The following is a 15359-nucleotide window of genomic DNA, read 5'->3' as shown; positions in this document are numbered from 1 at the left end:
CCACAGATACAAGGGAATCGAACTGACCTCATGCGAGATTTTGTAGAAATTGGCCAAGGCCGCGAGGCTCGCCGCGCCTACCACCTGAATCAGCTTTCTTTGGTGCCTGCGCGCCGTACCCGCTCTTCTAAGGACGTAGACACCACCTGGAATATCGACGCCTACACCTTCGACGTGCCTTTTATGTCGCACCCCACCGATGCACTGGCTTCTCCGGAGTTCGTGATCGAGATGGATAAGCAAGGCGGCCTCGGTGTGCTCAACGCCGAAGGCCTGCTTGCCCGCCACGCCGACTTCGATGCCGCTGTGGCAAAGGTGCTTGAGGCACGCGGTGATTTCCTCAACGAGGATCAAAGCAAAGCCATCCGCACCTTGCAGGAATTGCACCAAGCACCCTTAGATGAAGATCTTTTGGCCGAGCGCATAGCGCAGGTGCGCGATGCTGGCGCCACGGTGGCAGTGCGCGTGTCTCCGCAGCGCTGCCGCGAACTTGCCCCAGCACTGATCAAGGCGGGCGTGGAATTGCTGGTGGTGCAAGGCACCATCATTTCCGCCGAGCACGTTGAACAAGGCGGGGAGCCTTTAAACCTCAAAGAGTTCATCGGCAGCGTCGATGTGCCGGTGATCGCCGGCGGTGTCAACGACTACACCACCGCCTTGCACCTCATGCGCGCCGGTGCAGTGGGCGTGATCGTCGGCGGCGGCTTTAATACCAATGATCTTGCGCTGGGCATTAGCACGCCGCTGGCAACTGCTATCGCTGACGTTGCTGCAGCTAGGCGCGATTACTTGGATGAAACTGGTGGCCGCTATGTGCATGTGATTGCCGATGGTGATCTATACCTTTCCGGCGACGCGGTGAAGGCCATCGCCTGCGGCGCAGATGCCGTGGTCCTCGGTGCGCCTTTGGCTGCCGCCGAAGAAGCACCGGCCAAGGGTGCGTTTTGGCCTTCTGCTGCTGCTCACCCGCGCTTCCCCCGAGGCCAGATCGTTGGTACGGAAGGAGATCGCACCACCCTTGAGGTGTTGCTGCATGGGCCTTCTGCAAGCGTGTACGGCGAGCAGAACTTTGTAGGTGCACTCAAGCGCGCAATGGCAAAGTGTGGCTACACCGACTTAAAGAAGTTCCAAAAGGTAGATCTGGTCATCTACCCCTAGGCCAGCACACCACAACGCCGCCAAGCCTCTGCATTTTGCAGGTGTTCGGCGGCGTTTTTCTTGGGGGTTCTAATTGGCAGGCTGGGTCTGCTCGATGGCAGCGCGTACCTGCTGTGGCGTGGTGGCTTCAAGCAATGCTTCGCGCACCGGCTGCTTCATCAGCGCCCGCGAAAGCTGCGCCAAAATCTTGAGGTGCTGGTTGCCGGTATTGGAGGCCGGCACGCCTAACAAGAACACCATGTGTACGGGCTGATTATCAGGTGCATCCCATTCCAGGCCTTCGATCACGCGGCCAAAGGCGATAAATGGAGAGCTCACCGCATCGTCTTTGAGGTGGGGGATGGCAATGCCATTGCCTACTGCGGTGGAGAACTTTGCTTCGCGCACTAGGGCTGCGGCCACCGCACCTCCAACGTCATGCACTTTATCGGCCACCATGGCGTGCTCTGCTAGCAAGTGAATGATGTCTTCCTTGCTGGCGGCAAGGGTATCGAGCACAACGGCGTCGTCGGCAAGCAAATCGGCAATGCCTTCCTGGGCAGGCTTGCTGGCCTCGGCAGGCGAGGCGGGGGTGGTGCTTGGTTGCTTAGGGGTGGAGCGGCGTTGGAGCGACATCAAGGCCAAGGCCACAGCGGCTGTGACCACGGTGCCTACGGCGATGGCGATGAAGAAGCCGGCCACGTTATCTACCGCACCCAAGACTGCGACGATCGGCCCGCCGTGCATCACGTGGTCTTGGACTGAGAACACACCAGCTAAGCCACCGGCGAGGGCACCGCCGATCACGTTGGCCGGGATGATCTGCAGCGGGCGAGCCGCGGCGAAAGGAATGGCGCCTTCAGTGATACCGAAAAAGCCCATGAAGAGTGCGGCGATGCCCGATTCTGCCTCTTGTTTGCTAAACCAGTTGCGGCGAAGCAAGGTGGCAAGGCCCATGCCAAGCGGTGGGGTAGCAATCGCGGCTGCCATCATGCCCATGGGCATGGCGTTGCCCGAGGCAATCAGGCCACCGGAGAATAGGAAGGCCGTTTTGTTTACAGGCCCGCCCATATCAAAACCGGCCATGGCACCGAGGATGGCGCCAAGCAGGATCACGCTGCTGCCCTGCATGCCTGCGAGCCAGTTGGTGAGGAATTCAAACACCCCAGCTACTGGTGCGCCGATGATGTAGATAAATGCCAGTGCCACCAACAAGGTGGTGACCACGGGAATGATGATGATCGGCATGATCGGCTGCACATAGCGGTGCACGGGGATCTTTTTTAGCGCCAATGCCAGGTAGCCGGAGGCAAAACCTGTGATGATGCCGCCAAGGAATCCAGCACCGGCCTCAGAGTGGTAGAGATCCCCGGAAATTGCGATATAGCCGGTGATCATGCCTGGTGCTAGCCCTGGGCGATCGGCAATCGCCATGGCGATGTAGCCAGAAAGGATCGGCACCATGAGGGTGAAGGCGAGCGCGCCTACCGCAGAGATGGTGGCCCAGAAGGAACCTTCGGGGATCACGAGCCCTTCTTGGGTGGGCTCGCCACCAATGGACAAGGCGATGGCGATGAGCAGACCGCCGGCCACCACGAAGGGGATCATGTGCGAGACACCATTCATCAGCGCCTTGTACACGACATTGGCGCCGTTGCTGCCGGCCTGGGCTGCGGCAGCATCCTTGGTGCCGCCGGTTGCCAGTGGGGTGGCGGTGGCGGTGCGTTCGAGCAAGCCCTTGGGGTTGCGAATACCCTCGCTTACCCCGGTAATTACCGCTGGCATGCCGTGGAAGCGGGAGAGATCAATTTGTTTATCGGCGGCCACCACGATCGCGTCGGCTGCGTCGATATCTTCCTGGCTAAAGGGGTTCTCAACCCCCACGGAGCCGTGGGTTTCCACCTTGAGCTCATAGCCAAGTTCCTCGGCGGCTTGGCTGAGGTTTTCGGCGGCCATATAGGTATGGGCGATGCCTGTGGGGCAGGCGGTGATGGCAAGAATGGTTTTGGGTTTGGCCATAGTCATCGCTTCTTCTCGGAATCAAAAATGTTCACACATAGTTCAACAAAAATTAGTTTAAATTCTGTTTGAGTGGGCATAGGAATCGGCGCGGGGTGATCCTGCACAACAGTGCTGTGAGATTATGCGGGTACACAGTTCCGGCCAATCCGGGGTGCTGGGTTAGACTCACAGACGTGACTGAGCAGACCCCACAACACCATGATCCGGTGCTGGTCGTCGATTTCGGCGCCCAGTACGCACAGCTCATCGCGCGGCGTGTGCGCGAGGCCAATCTCTACTCGGAGGTCGTGCCGCATACGATGTCCGCTGAGGAGATCCGCGCCAAGCACCCAGCAGCGCTGGTGCTATCAGGCGGCCCCAGCTCGGTGTACGCCGATGGCGCCCCCTCTTTAGATCCTGAGATTCTCGAACTCGGCGTGCCAGTATTCGGCATCTGCTACGGCTTCCAAGCCATGACGCATGCCCTTGGCGGCACGGTGGCTAATACCGGCAACCGCGAATACGGCCGCACCGATATGCAAGTATCCGGCGGTGTGCTGCACCAAGGCTTCGAAGACGAGCACAAGGTGTGGATGAGCCACGGCGATGCCGTATCTGAAGCGCCCGCAGGCTTCGAGGTCACCGCCAGCACCGACGGTGCTCCCGTTGCGGCCTTTGAAAATCTAGAAAAGCGCATGGCAGGCGTGCAATACCACCCCGAGGTACTGCACTCTCCTCATGGCCAAGAGGTGCTTAGCCGCTTCCTTACCGAGGTAGCAGGCCTTGAGCAGAACTGGACTGCTGCCAATATTGCCGAAGAACTCGTCCAGGCAGTACGCGAGCAGGTAGGTCCAGAAGGACGCGCCATTTGTGGCCTGTCCGGCGGTGTTGATTCCGCCGTGGCTGCAGCGATTGTGCAGCGCGCCATCGGCGATCGCCTCACCTGCGTTTTCGTCGATCACGGTCTGCTGCGCGCCGGCGAGCGCGAACAAGTACAGCAAGACTTCGTGGCCGCCACCGGCGCCAAGCTGGTCACCGTGGATGAGCGCGAGGCCTTCCTAGCCAAGCTCGCCGGTGTGAGCGAACCGGAGGCAAAGCGCAAGGCTATCGGTGCGGAGTTCATTCGCTCCTTTGAGCGTGCCGTTGCAGGCGTGCTCGAATCCGCACCTGAAGGCTCCACCGTGGACTTCCTGGTGCAAGGCACCTTGTACCCGGATGTGGTGGAATCCGGTGGCGGCAGCGGTACCGCGAATATTAAGAGCCACCACAACGTCGGCGGTTTGCCAGACGATGTGGAATTCAAGCTCGTTGAGCCGCTGCGCCTGCTCTTTAAGGATGAGGTACGTGCCGTAGGCCGTGAGCTTGGCCTGCCCGAGGAAATTGTGGCCCGCCAGCCCTTCCCGGGTCCTGGTTTGGGTATCCGCATCATCGGTGAAGTCACCGAGGAGCGCCTTGAAACCCTGCGCGCAGCAGACCTGATTGCTCGCACGGAATTGACCAACGCTGGGCTTGATTCCGAGATCTGGCAGTGCCCCGTGGTGCTGCTGGCCGATGTGCGCTCCGTGGGCGTGCAAGGCGATGGCCGCACCTATGGCCACCCCATCGTGCTGCGCCCGGTGTCTTCTGAAGATGCCATGACTGCCGACTGGACGCGCCTGCCCTACGAAGTACTAGAGAAGATCTCTACGCGTATTACCAATGAAGTTCCCGATGTGAACCGCGTGGTGCTCGACTGCACCTCCAAGCCCCCGGGAACCATCGAGTGGGAGTAATTCCCACAGCTATACCCAGCCACAACACCCCCAGGCCTTAACCAAGGCGTGGGGGTGAGGTGTTTGTGGGGCACAGGCTCCGTCGCAAAGCAAAGCCCAGGCCAGCCGCCCGGGCCAGACCCGTCGCAAACCCCAGCCCCAGGCCCGCGGCTATTCCACCCAGGCGTGCCCGAATCTTCCCGAGCTCACTTTGATTGTGAGTAAGGCCCCTTTGCCTTTGTGGGTGGTGCTTTGGCACTGCGGGGTATTGCCGTCGAGGCATTCGAGTTCGTAATTGGTCTTGTTCGGCAGGATCACCCCAGCATTGCCATAGCGCGATTGCACGAGCACGGTCTGAGACTTCTTCAGTGGTTGCAGATCCTGCAGGTCAAGGTTCATGCTGCCGAAGTCGCTGGTGTATTCCGATTCCAAGGCGCTTGCTTGATCAACGTGCTCGTAGTGGCTTTCAAACAACGAGGATTGCGCGATGGCTATGGCGGCACCTGTGCCGATCATGAGCACGCACACGGCTGTGACCCAAGGCCAGCGCCTGCGGTGTGGGACAGGGGCGGCTTCTTTTCTCACCTCTGGTGTTAAGGCTTGGGGCTGGTCGGGGTGGCGCAGATACAGAAGCCACCACAGTGCACCGATGACAACGATGCCGATGAGCGCAATGAATCGGGCGAGGAGCATGAAAAACATCCAGCCTGCACCTACGACCGCCAGCCCGATCCAGCCGCCGGCGCGAAGCCTGGATGCGCGCTCTTTTTCCGCGTCGGGGTATTGCAGTAGCGATTGCGCAGGGGAGGTTTCCAGTGGGTAGCGCGGCATGAGCCACCAGAGGGTGCAGTAGAGCAATGGGCCGATGCCGATGAAGGAGAGGCCAACAAAGATCACGCGGAGCAGCAGCGGATCGATTTGGAAGCGGAAGCCGATGCCTTCGCATACGCCGGCTATTTTGGCGTTGGAGTCTTCCATTGCGCGGGGAAGGCGTGCTGGCCGGGTGGCGAGCATCTGAGAAAAAGTATTGGTACTCATGCTGTTGATCATTGTGCCAAGCAGGGTGCTTGCACATCGGGGTTCGCCCTGATTTTGCAAAGTTCAGGGTGTTCCCTGATGCCCCTGAGATCCTCGGGGTGCCAGAATGACAAGCATGATCACCTACCCAGCTTTTCGACGCTCCCGCGATCGCATGCTCGGCGGCGTCGCAGGAGGCTTAGGCGAACATCTCGGTGTACCCACCGTGACGGTGCGGGTGCTGTTTGCTGCCGCCTGCTTTGCCAACGGTCTTGGCCTGGTGCTGTATATCGCCTTGTGGGTGCTCTCGCCTTTGCAGCCTGCCCAGCAAGAGCCACATGAGCAATCGCAGGTGCAGCCTGCGCAGTGGGCGTTGGTGGTGCTTGCCATCTTTGGTTGCGCGTTCGGTGCTGGTTTTGGTTTTGGTATTGCCTTGGTGCTGCCTGTTGTGGTGATTCTTTGTGGCGCGGTGGTGGTCTGGGGTGCCACGGCACGGCAATCGAGCCGCAAGGTGTTGCTCAGCGTGGTGGGCGTGGCCTTGGTGTGTATCGGTGTGATGAGCTCGCTTCGGTTGTGGCAAGGCCCGTATTTCTTTGCCGCTTTCAGCTCGGTGCTGGTGACCTTGCTTGGTGCAGGGGCCTTGGCCTTGCCTTTTGCCCGCGGTTTTCTAGATAAGCTCACCGCCGAGCGCGAGGCTAGTGCTGTGGAGGCTCAGCGTGTGCAGATTGCCAATCAGCTTCATGATTCGGTGCTGCAAACCCTGGCGCTGATACAAAAGCGCTCTTCCGAGCCCGAGGTGCAACAGCTTGCCAGGCGCCAGGAGCGCGAGTTGCGGCAGTGGCTTTTTGCCCCCAGGCAGGAGGCCTCGGTGTTTGCTGCCATTGAGCATGCCTGTGCAGAGGTAGAAGATACTTTCGGCATTACCATTACCCCTGTGCTTGTGGGCGAGGATTGCCCAATGAATCACAACGCCGATCAGGCGGTGGCTGCCGCCCGCGAGGCCATGGTCAATGCCGCGAAGCACTCTGGTGAGCAGCACTGCGATGTGTATGCGGAGCTGATCTTTGGCGAGCTTCAGATTTTTGTGCGTGATCGCGGCGCGGGCTTTGATCCCGATGCGATTGACCCCAGCCGCCACGGCATTCAGGATTCCATCATGGCGCGCATTGAGCGTGCCGGCGGGCAGGCCATCATCCGTGCAGAGCAGGGCACAGAGGTAGAGATTCGTGTGGCAATGGACCAGGAGGTGGCGCGGTGAATGAGATCAAGGTGTTTTTAGTTGATGATCACCAGGTGTTTCGTGCTGGGGTACGCGCAGAAATCGGCGCTGCCTTTTCCATCGTGGGTGAGGCCGGCACCACCACCGAGGCCATCGAGAACATTGTGCGCACCTGCCCCGATGTGGTCTTGCTCGATGTACACATGCCCGATGGTGGTGGCGTGCGGGTGCTGCGCGAGGTCTTGGAACAAAGCGCCACACAGCCCCCAAAGTTTTTGGCACTCAGTGTCTCCGATGCCGCCGAGGATGTGATCGAGGTGATCCGCGCCGGGGCACGCGGCTACGTCACCAAAACAATCAGCGGCGATGAGCTGATCCAGGCGGTGCGTCGGGTAGCCGATAATGATGCGGTGTTTTCGCCGCGTCTGGCAGGTTTTGTGCTCGATGCTTTTGCCAAACCAGACCCCGTGGGCGCAGGTGTGGTGGATGCGCCCGAACGCGATGCTGCGGTGGAATCTGGTGTGGTGGTCGATGATCCGATCGTCGATGCGCTTACTCGCCGGGAATTAGAGGTGCTGCGTTTGCTTGCTCGCGGCTATACCTATAAAGAAATTGCCGCTGAGCTGTTTATTTCTATTAAGACTGTAGAAACGCACGCCTCGAATATCTTGCGTAAAACGCAGCAATCCAACCGCCATGCTTTAAGCCGCTGGGCGCGTGAACGCGAGCTTGATTAGGGGCAAAAAGTAACAGCCATCCGCGCCGGGCGGATGGCTGTGGGGTTGTAAGTTGCTTAGCGGGCCTTTGCGGTGCCGCGGAGGGTTTCTTCAACCTCGGGGGAGTTACCGGTTGCAACGTGTGCTTGGTAGATCTCGTGGTAGTAGGCGGTGTCGTCGTAAAGCTCATCGCGAAGCGGGTTGAGGTGGCGGCGACGGATGGTGCGGATCTGCCATACGGCCACAGCGACGTTGGCAATCAGGGCGATGAACGAGACGATGAACAGGGCTTCTGGGCGGTGCGATGCTTCCACGGCGAAGCGGGAGTCGGTGACGAAGCCGGGGACTGCCATGGTGAACATCATCCACAGTGCCAGGGTGTTGGCGCGGTGCTGCAGCCATGCGCCCTTGCAGATGAAGAAGGCGGGGATGGTGCAGGAGATGAGCAGTGCAGCGCCGGCGTAGAAGGAGTGATCGCCAACGCAGTTGTACACATAGGCGAAGTTCCACAGGTCATAGGCGATGATCCAGAACCACATCATGTCGGGCCAGACCATGTCTTGGCTGGGCTTACGCGAGATCATGATGCCTGCCCAGCCGCAGATGGTGAGCAGGTTCAGCAGGCCTGCAACGCCATTCATCCAGTTCCAGGAGCCAGAGACCATGTACACGCCATCAACGACGCCATCGGCGTTCATGGCGCCAACTTGGAAGTCGCGGATGCAAGCTTCGAGGATGTTCATGGCCAAAATGGCTGCGGGGAAGACCAAGGCCCAGCGCATATCGCGGATCTTCTTGTGGTAGCGCAGCAGCATAAAGCCCAATACGCCCGCTAGTGCCGAGTAGACCTTGACCCAGTGGAACCAGGTGCCGGTGGATGATCCTGCGCCTGCGGTGTGTGGCCAGACAAAGATGGTGAGGATGATGGGCAGGGCGATATAGAATGCCCAGGCTGCCGCGCGGTAGCGTCGGGTGAGTTCATTGAGTCCGATGAGTGCGCCGAGCACCACAAACCATGCCACCCAGGCGTACCAGGGGATTGAATCGAAGAGGAACATGTCCTTGCTCCTTATGCTCTAGGAAGCTTTTCGACGCCTCCGCCTCACATTCCAAGCGCTTCTAGCCGTCAAAGCTTCACTCGTGTGTGGCACCTTGAGTGTGCAGGTGATGTGCACCCTGCGCGATGCCTTTTTCTTACACTTTCAAGCGTATTGTTTGGCTAGTGTGTTGTCTTTAGACAGCTCGCCAGAAGTGTCTAGTGTTCTCACCTAAAGCTGGGGCGGATCCTTGGTGGCTTAAGCTAAAAGGCATGGCAATGCACGAGGCAACAGATGCGCAACTGGCCGTTGCGCGTGCCTTAAAGCAGCTTTTAAGGGATAAGCCGCTGCGAAAAATCTCCGTTGCCGAGCTCTGCCGGCTAGCAGTTATTAACCGCCAGACCTTTTACTACCACTTCAACGATATTTTTGATGCCGCCGGGTGGGTCTTTGCCAGGGATGTAGCCGACCATATCCTTGCCCACGCCAGCTATAGCGAATGGGCAGACGGCCTTGAGCATTTAATGGTGTACATGCGCGAGCATGCTGAACAAGCGCTGGCAGTGATCGATTCTTTGCCGTGGTCGCGCACCGAGCGCTTCTTTCATGCCGTATTAAGGCAGATGATGACGGCGGTGGTAGATGAGCTTCTTGCCCAGCCCCCAGCCCTTGTGCTGCAGCCGGCAGATCGTGCCTTTGTTATTGAGCACTACACCGTGGCGGTGTGGGGTCATATCGTGCACTGGCTGGCCACCGGCATGGCAGATGATCCCCATGATCTTGTCCGGCGCATCAGCTTTTCTATGCAAGGCCATGTGCGCGAATCTTTGGAGCGCTTTCATGCACATCCAGGTGGTGCCGGGGTGGGGAGCTAGAAATCAGCTTGCTTGCCTAAAGGCGGCGGCTTGTTTGTGGAGGCGGGCGTCAATTTCATTATTGCCCTCGGCGCCTTGTGAAGACCGCGGCGGTGCCAGGATCAGTGATTCGGAGTGAAGGCCTGCTTCAAGCTCGCGCACGCGGGTGATTTCTGCATCGAGTTTGAGCCCGAGCAGCAAGATGGTGTTGGAAAGCAGAAGGCCAAAGAAGCCGCCGATCAGCCCGCCGAGGGCTCCATACATGCCGATGTGTAGGAAGTTATTTACATACAGGCGCACTGCCAGGCCCACCAAGGTAATGGCCACCAGTGAGAGGGTGGAACCTACGGTAAGCCAGCGCATTTTCTTGTACCGCACATTAGGGGCCACGGTATAAAGCACGGCGATCAGCGCAATGGATAGGGCGATAATGGCAGGCCAGCGAAGGTATTTCCACACGGGCAGGAAGGTGACTAGGAAGAACTCTGCCACGCCATCAAGGTGGAGGGGTTGGGCGAAGGTGTCCAAGATGGGGCGCAGGATGTCTTCTTCAAGGAAAAACGCCACCACAATGAGTGCGAGCCCGGTGACGATCGCGATGGTCAAAGCCCACATGGTTAGCCACGTTTTAATCAGGCCGCGGCCTTCGTGGCGGCCGTAGAGGGCGTTGGCGCTGCGCGAGAAAGCGCGAACATAGGCAGAAGAGGAAAACAGGGCGATGGCCACGGAGATAATCAGGGTGATCACTGATTGTTGGGTGTTGCCCAAGACGATGTCGATGACCTTGTGGGCTTCGTTTTCGTAGTTGCTGGGGATGTTTTCGCTAATGAAGTCCTCGCTAAGCTCGCGCACCCTTGAGCTATTTTGCGCCAGCACCAGGGAGGCAATGGCATAAAACCCCAAGAGGGTGGGGATGCCGGTAAAGAGGGTATAAAAGCTCAGCAGCGCGCCTTTATCCATGAGGCTGCGGTTGAATACCTCCACATAGAGGCGTTTTGCAATCAGCTTCCAGGAGGCAAGCGGAATAAAGCGATGTGGTTTGCTTACCGTTTCGTAGTACTCCTCCACGCTTTTGGTGCCCACGGCGGGGCTGCCATCGAGTGGCACGATATACGGCTCGTGGGCATGCGAGGGCATGAGAAGAGATCACCTACTTAGAAAAGAGAGAGGGAAACGCCAGGGTTGGTGGGGGAGTGTTTAGCGCTTTTGTGGAGGGGTTTCTACAAATGCGAGTGCGCGGCTGCCGTCGATATGCGGAAACACCAGGTACATCCAGCCAAAGACCACCACGGCGCAGGCGATGCTGCCAATCAGGGGCAGTGGTGCAAACAGTGGTGCCAGCATGAGGGCTAACCACACCAAAAACAGCGGAAGGATTTGCGTGAACTTTGGCGTGTAGTGCAGGTTGCTGGCTTCGAGGAAGGCTTTGATTTTACGGCGGTAGGGGTGAGAGAAGATGAGCATGATGCCTGCTGCGATGCAGATGAGCATGCCTAGTACCTGTACGCCGCGGGGAAGACTGGTGGTGAGCAGTGCAACGCCGAGGCCGATGAGTGCGGAGCTGCCTACGCGAACAACCGGCGGGGTGGGGATCGGGGTGGTGTGCGAGCGCATGGTGGTATAGGCGTTCATGCAGCAAACGCTAGCACTTGGGTTGGCTTTGTCGTGTGGGGGCTGTATCTTGTGTCTGCTTGACGCACATTTGTTCGGCTGTTTAGCATGAGCACATGCAGCAAACGGGTGTTCGAAACATGGTGGATGTAGAAAGCGTAGAAAACCTCTCTGCGCTCAGCCGCCATGAGCGCATTGCCGTGTTGCGCAACAAGGTTGCGGCCATGAGCAATGCCGCCCCAGATATCACAGCACCCCAGGAACCGGATGCACAAAAGCCATCATCTACGCAGCTCATCGAGGTTGCACCCGGCATAGCGCAGGTATTGCCTGATGGAGGATTGCTCAGACGATGCGTATATGAATGTAGCCCCACCCCAGCCTTTGTTGTAGAACTCATTGCGCAATTAAGCGCCCAGGGCATGTTCGTTGCGGTGGTGGGTTGGCCAGAATTAAGCCTGGCGGGAGTACTTACTTCCGGTGGCGATACCACCTGTGTGGTGGCCATCCCCGATCCTGGTGAAGATCCCCTGTCTACGCTCGGGGTGTTAGTAGAAGGCATTGATGTGGTGATCTATCGCGGTGCGCCCATTACCTTGTCACCCGTGCGCGCCCGCCCACTACTAGCGCGCCTGCGCAAAGGGGTGGCGGCCTTAGTGATGGTGGGCATGCAGGTGGGCTCCCCACGAGCAAGGCTAGAAGCCCAGGTGCGCGGTTTTCGCGGCATTGGTGAAGGCCAAGGGCGCATTAAGGCGGTGGATCTTGAAGTAACCGGCCAGGCCAAGGCCTTTCATGCGCGCAGCATGATCAGCATTGGCCAGCCACGAACCTTATATGCGGTAGACCCATGAGGGTTTTGGCGTTGTGGTGTCCTGATTGGCCCGTGCAGGCAGCGATGATGGCCGGGCTTGTGCCTAGCGGTGCTGCGGTGATGATCAATGCCAACCACCGCATTAGCGTGTGTAATGCTGCCGCCAGAGCCCAGGGGGTGCGCCGTGGCATGCGCACGCGTGAAGCCCAGGCGATTGCCAATGCCCTGGTGGTCGATGCCGATGAGCAGCGTGATGCAGCCACCTTTGCAGGCATTGCAGAATCCTTAGATCAGGTGGCCTCAAGTATTGAGATTCTGCGCCCCGGCCTAGCCTTGGTCAATGCAGAGGCCGCGGGGCGTTTTCACGGCGGTGAAGATTGTGCCGCAGAAAAGCTTATCGACGCCTCCGCGCGCGAACACATGGATAGCTTCATCGGCATTGCCGACGACATTTCCACCGCCGTGATTGCCGCGCGTACCCAAGATATTGTGCCACCGGGTGGCTCACAGGCCTTCTTGCGTAATCAGCCCATTAGCCGCCTATTAGAGCCCGCCTTGGGCTGTGAGGCAGAGGTGGTGCGCACACTCGATGCGCTTGGGGTATGCACCCTCGGGGCCATTGATGAGCTGGGTGTGCGTGCGATGATCACGCGCTTTGGTGCCGCAGGCAGGCGTTGCTATGAGGTGGCGGCAGCCCGTGATACTCGCCTGGTGGCCCCTGCGATACAGCCTGCGGATCTCGGCGTGCAGATCACTCCCGAAACCCCCATCACTCGCGTGCATGAGGCCGCCTTTGCCGGGCGTGAATTAGCCGCGCAGTTGCATCAGCGCCTCCTGGCCCAGGGGCTTGTATGCCTGCGATTAAAAATCACTGCTTATGCAGGCCAGCAGGTATGTGAGCGCATCTGGCGCACACGCGAACCTCTAAGTGAGCGCGCTACTGCAGAAAGGATCCGTTGGCAGCTTGATGCCTGGCTGCAGCATGCGCAGCTAGAGCAGGGTGGCGGGATCCAAGAATTGCGCTTGCAGCCAATTGAGTGCGCCCCACCAGAACACTACGGGCTGTGGGGGCATACATCGGATCATGCGCGCCAGCAGGTGCTTGCGCGAGTGCAATCCACCCTAGGCATCGATGCGGTGCTCCAACCCATCAGCAGTGGTGGCAGGGGTGTAGAAGATCGCGTGCAGTTGGTGCCTTTTGGCGAATCCCAAGAAGCCCAGGCCGCTTTCGCCGGTGCCATTCCAGGGCCATTGCCGGCAAGCATTGGCCACCCCAGCACTAGGGCGCAGCTTGTTGATGCCCACGGCCAGCCCATTCGTGTGATCGAGGCTGCCTTAAGCGCCCCACCGGCAGGGTTGCAGTGGGGCAAGAAGCGCTATCGCATCACTGGATGGGCAGGCCCTTGGCCGGTGGATGATCAATGGTGGGTAGGCGGGCAGCCCTGTGCGCGCCTCCAGGTTGTGGCCGAAGGCCCACACGCATGGTTATTGGTGTGGGCAGGCCAATGGCGGGTAGAGGCCAGCTATACCTAGTTATCTACAATATCCACCACAACGCGGGTGGGGTTTTGTAGTAGCTGCACCGAATAGGGGCGGCGGCTATCAAGGCCAGCAACGAACATCTGGCGGCCTTCATAGATGCCATGCTCGCGAACTTCCTTAATGTGCCCAGCGCCGCCGATCTTGCTTAAGTCGGCAGACTCGATGGTGGTTTCAAAGGGATAGCTCACACCGTCGATATTGATAATCAAGGCAACCTTGCCGTTGTACTCCAAGGCATGCCCGGAACCCATCTGCGCTGGGGTGTCGGTGTAATCCACATACCAACCGGGTGCATCGGAGCCCTCGATATCGAACACGATGCGATCAAAACCATCGTGGTGTCCAACGCGCACATCGGTGACCACCGCGCCAACGCTTTGTGGGCGCTGCTCCTTGGCAGCTACTGAAGCATCACCCAAGGGGGCAATGCCCGCTTCTTCTTTTTCTGCCTGCTCGCGCAGTTGCTGGCGATCAGCAGTATTGGAAGGAGACACCGTGGCGGTGGAGGTGACCTTCTTGGTGGTGGTGGAAGTCTCAGAGCTTAAGGGGTTGAGCTTAGGGTCGTCGTCATCGCACGCGGCAAGGCCGACGGTCAAGCCAACAACGGTAATAAGCGATGCGATTTTTTTCATATCCCCACGCTAACCGAAACTGCAGCAAAGCATAGCCAAATTCACGCGAATGTTATCGAATCGAAACGACAACATACCAAGGGTGCCCTAAGCAATCTTGCTCTGAGGCGACTATGCTGTGCGCTTATGACTACCCGGTGCTCCGATGTTCAACCAGAACCCCTACCCGGTACCGCGAGAACCGGGGCAACATTTGTGCTGATGGAACATCACGGCCCCTGGAGCAGAGACATCCTTGATGGCGGCACGCTCGCCCACACCGAATGCTTCCGAGACATCCCCGGTTTCACGCTCATTCGCAAACCAGGCCGGGCAGGCCGCAAGCCGAAGCGCCTGCGCAACGTCTACCTGGTGTTTGCAGCACACAACATCGTCGAACACCTCGAAGTGCCAGAGGCGATGGTGCCCAACCTGGATTTCTCTGGACCTGGCCGCAACGCAGCACACGGTGCCACCACCTTAGATGCACCAGTGCTGCTGACCTGCACACATGCCAAGCGCGATCAGTGCTGCGCCCTCAAAGGCAGGCCGATCGTTGCCGATTTGCAGCAGCGCTTCCCCGATGGCCACATCTGGGAGTGCTCTCATGCCAAAGGCCACCGCTTTGCCCCCGCCATGCTGCTCTACCCCTGGGGCTTTTCATTCGGGCGGCTAAATAACGAAGCCGCAGCCGAGCTCTATCGCTATGCCTGCAATGGCCTGCTTTTTTATCCAGGCAATCGTGGGCGCACCACCTTAAATGCCCAAGAGCAGGTCGTAGAGCTGGCAGTGGCAGAAAAGCTCCACCAAGCCGGCGAGGCGGTGGCCATGGATGCGCTGAGCACCACGGGTACGAGGGTGCGCCATGCCGATGGCAGGCAGTGGGAGGTAAGCCTTGAATGCATCGAGGTAGAAGGCGTGATTGCTTCTTGTGGCGGTGCTGCCAAACAGGGCAAAGCGTGGGTTCCGGCTCAGGTGGAGCTTCTTACTACGCCGGAAGGCTAAGGCGGGGCGTCGAAAAGCGAAAAAGCCCAAGGCATTGCAACCTTGGG

At 59.0% G+C, this 15359-nt stretch carries 14 protein-coding genes; 8 read left to right on the top strand and 6 right to left on the bottom strand.

Features of this window, described 5'->3' with window-relative positions:
- Positions 1-30: 30 nt before the first annotated feature.
- On the top strand, positions 31-1158 hold the full coding sequence (locus tag CPPEL_RS08955; RefSeq protein WP_123960792.1) for a GuaB3 family IMP dehydrogenase-related protein: 1128 nt from the start codon (positions 31-33) through the stop codon (positions 1156-1158).
- A gap of 69 nt (positions 1159-1227) precedes the next feature.
- Here CPPEL_RS08955 and CPPEL_RS08950 read toward each other — a convergent pair whose 3' ends face one another.
- A complete protein-coding gene (locus tag CPPEL_RS08950; protein ID WP_123960791.1) occupies positions 1228-3162 on the bottom strand; it encodes a fructose-specific PTS transporter subunit EIIC in 1935 nt (644 codons plus the stop codon).
- Positions 3163-3332: 170 nt separating this feature from the next.
- Here CPPEL_RS08950 and guaA point away from each other — a divergent pair, with 170 nt between their 5' ends.
- Positions 3333-4910: a glutamine-hydrolyzing GMP synthase gene (gene guaA, locus CPPEL_RS08945; protein ID WP_123960790.1), complete on the top strand. Its 1578-nt coding sequence runs from the start codon at positions 3333-3335 to the stop codon at positions 4908-4910.
- A gap of 150 nt (positions 4911-5060) precedes the next feature.
- Here guaA and CPPEL_RS08940 read toward each other — a convergent pair whose 3' ends face one another.
- Positions 5061-5927 carry a PspC domain-containing protein gene (locus CPPEL_RS08940; RefSeq protein WP_164470409.1) on the bottom strand — a complete coding sequence of 289 codons (867 nt, stop codon included), beginning with the start codon at positions 5925-5927 and terminating at the stop codon, positions 5061-5063.
- 115 nt (positions 5928-6042) lie between these two features.
- Between CPPEL_RS08940 and CPPEL_RS08935 the strand changes: the two genes are divergently transcribed.
- On the top strand, positions 6043-7164 hold the full coding sequence (locus tag CPPEL_RS08935) for an ATP-binding protein (RefSeq protein ID WP_164470408.1): 1122 nt from the start codon (positions 6043-6045) through the stop codon (positions 7162-7164).
- Positions 7165-7169: 5 nt separating this feature from the next.
- A complete protein-coding gene (locus tag CPPEL_RS08930) occupies positions 7170-7862 on the top strand; it encodes a response regulator (protein WP_123961298.1) in 693 nt (230 codons plus the stop codon).
- A 56-nt stretch (positions 7863-7918) separates the two neighbouring features.
- Here CPPEL_RS08930 and CPPEL_RS08925 read toward each other — a convergent pair whose 3' ends face one another.
- Positions 7919-8899 carry a DUF5692 family protein gene (locus CPPEL_RS08925; protein ID WP_123960787.1) on the bottom strand — a complete coding sequence of 327 codons (981 nt, stop codon included), beginning with the start codon at positions 8897-8899 and terminating at the stop codon, positions 7919-7921.
- Between the two features lie 251 nt (positions 8900-9150).
- Between CPPEL_RS08925 and CPPEL_RS08920 the strand changes: the two genes are divergently transcribed.
- Positions 9151-9753 carry a TetR/AcrR family transcriptional regulator C-terminal domain-containing protein gene (locus CPPEL_RS08920; RefSeq protein ID WP_123960786.1) on the top strand — a complete coding sequence of 201 codons (603 nt, stop codon included), beginning with the start codon at positions 9151-9153 and terminating at the stop codon, positions 9751-9753.
- Between the two features lie 3 nt (positions 9754-9756).
- On the opposite strand, the gene CPPEL_RS08915 is transcribed toward CPPEL_RS08920, so the two are convergent.
- Together CPPEL_RS08915 and CPPEL_RS08910 are read right to left on the bottom strand one after the other, a co-directional pair.
- Entirely contained in the window at positions 9757-10869 is a 1113-nt protein-coding gene (locus tag CPPEL_RS08915; RefSeq protein WP_123960785.1) for a YihY/virulence factor BrkB family protein, read from the bottom strand.
- Between the two features lie 60 nt (positions 10870-10929).
- The gene (locus tag CPPEL_RS08910) at positions 10930-11364 is read right to left on the bottom strand and encodes a hypothetical protein (protein WP_123960784.1); all 435 of its coding nucleotides are present in this window, start codon (positions 11362-11364) and stop codon (positions 10930-10932) included.
- Between the two features lie 95 nt (positions 11365-11459).
- On the opposite strand from CPPEL_RS08910, the gene CPPEL_RS08905 reads away from it, so the two are divergent.
- Both CPPEL_RS08905 and CPPEL_RS08900 read left to right on the top strand, forming a co-directional pair.
- Positions 11460-12194, top strand: a complete 735-nt coding sequence (locus tag CPPEL_RS08905) for a hypothetical protein (RefSeq protein WP_123960783.1) — start codon at positions 11460-11462, stop codon at positions 12192-12194.
- Positions 12191-13687, top strand: coding sequence for a Y-family DNA polymerase (locus tag CPPEL_RS08900; protein ID WP_123960782.1), 1497 nt, complete (start codon positions 12191-12193; stop codon positions 13685-13687). Before CPPEL_RS08905 ends, CPPEL_RS08900 begins: the two co-directional genes overlap by 4 nt.
- Here CPPEL_RS08900 and CPPEL_RS08895 read toward each other — a convergent pair.
- Entirely contained in the window at positions 13684-14328 is a 645-nt protein-coding gene (locus CPPEL_RS08895; RefSeq protein ID WP_123960781.1) for an AMIN-like domain-containing (lipo)protein, read from the bottom strand. The genes CPPEL_RS08900 and CPPEL_RS08895 overlap by 4 nt on opposite strands.
- A 126-nt stretch (positions 14329-14454) precedes the next feature.
- On the opposite strand from CPPEL_RS08895, the gene CPPEL_RS08890 reads away from it, so the two are divergent.
- Positions 14455-15312 (top strand): sucrase ferredoxin, encoded by an 858-nt coding sequence (locus tag CPPEL_RS08890; protein ID WP_123960780.1) that lies wholly within the window; start codon positions 14455-14457, stop codon positions 15310-15312.
- The last annotated feature ends 47 nt before the right edge of the window (positions 15313-15359 follow it).

The organism is Corynebacterium pseudopelargi (assembly GCF_003814005.1).
GTDB lineage: Bacteria > Actinomycetota > Actinomycetes > Mycobacteriales > Mycobacteriaceae > Corynebacterium > Corynebacterium pseudopelargi.
Note: the sequence above shows the minus strand (reverse complement) of the source record. Positions and strands in the feature narration are given on the sequence as shown.

What these genes read in the sequence shown, in the direction of transcription:
- CPPEL_RS08955 (WP_123960792.1), top strand. Translation starts at nt 31, where the DNA reads ATGCGAGATTTTGTAGAAATTGGCCAAGGCCGCGAGGCTCGCCGCGCC.
- CPPEL_RS08950 (WP_123960791.1), bottom strand. Translation starts at nt 3,162, where the DNA reads ATGACTATGGCCAAACCCAAAACCATTCTTGCCATCACCGCCTGCCCC.
- CPPEL_RS08940 (WP_164470409.1), bottom strand. Translation starts at nt 5,927, where the DNA reads ATGAGTACCAATACTTTTTCTCAGATGCTCGCCACCCGGCCAGCACGC.
- CPPEL_RS08935 (WP_164470408.1), top strand. Translation starts at nt 6,043, where the DNA reads ATGATCACCTACCCAGCTTTTCGACGCTCCCGCGATCGCATGCTCGGC.
- CPPEL_RS08925 (WP_123960787.1), bottom strand. Translation starts at nt 8,899, where the DNA reads ATGTTCCTCTTCGATTCAATCCCCTGGTACGCCTGGGTGGCATGGTTT.
- CPPEL_RS08920 (WP_123960786.1), top strand. Translation starts at nt 9,151, where the DNA reads ATGGCAATGCACGAGGCAACAGATGCGCAACTGGCCGTTGCGCGTGCC.
- CPPEL_RS08915 (WP_123960785.1), bottom strand. Translation starts at nt 10,869, where the DNA reads ATGCCCTCGCATGCCCACGAGCCGTATATCGTGCCACTCGATGGCAGC.
- CPPEL_RS08910 (WP_123960784.1), bottom strand. Translation starts at nt 11,364, where the DNA reads ATGAACGCCTATACCACCATGCGCTCGCACACCACCCCGATCCCCACC.
- CPPEL_RS08905 (WP_123960783.1), top strand. Translation starts at nt 11,460, where the DNA reads ATGCAGCAAACGGGTGTTCGAAACATGGTGGATGTAGAAAGCGTAGAA.
- CPPEL_RS08900 (WP_123960782.1), top strand. Translation starts at nt 12,191, where the DNA reads ATGAGGGTTTTGGCGTTGTGGTGTCCTGATTGGCCCGTGCAGGCAGCG.
- CPPEL_RS08895 (WP_123960781.1), bottom strand. Translation starts at nt 14,328, where the DNA reads ATGAAAAAAATCGCATCGCTTATTACCGTTGTTGGCTTGACCGTCGGC.
- CPPEL_RS08890 (WP_123960780.1), top strand. Translation starts at nt 14,455, where the DNA reads ATGACTACCCGGTGCTCCGATGTTCAACCAGAACCCCTACCCGGTACC.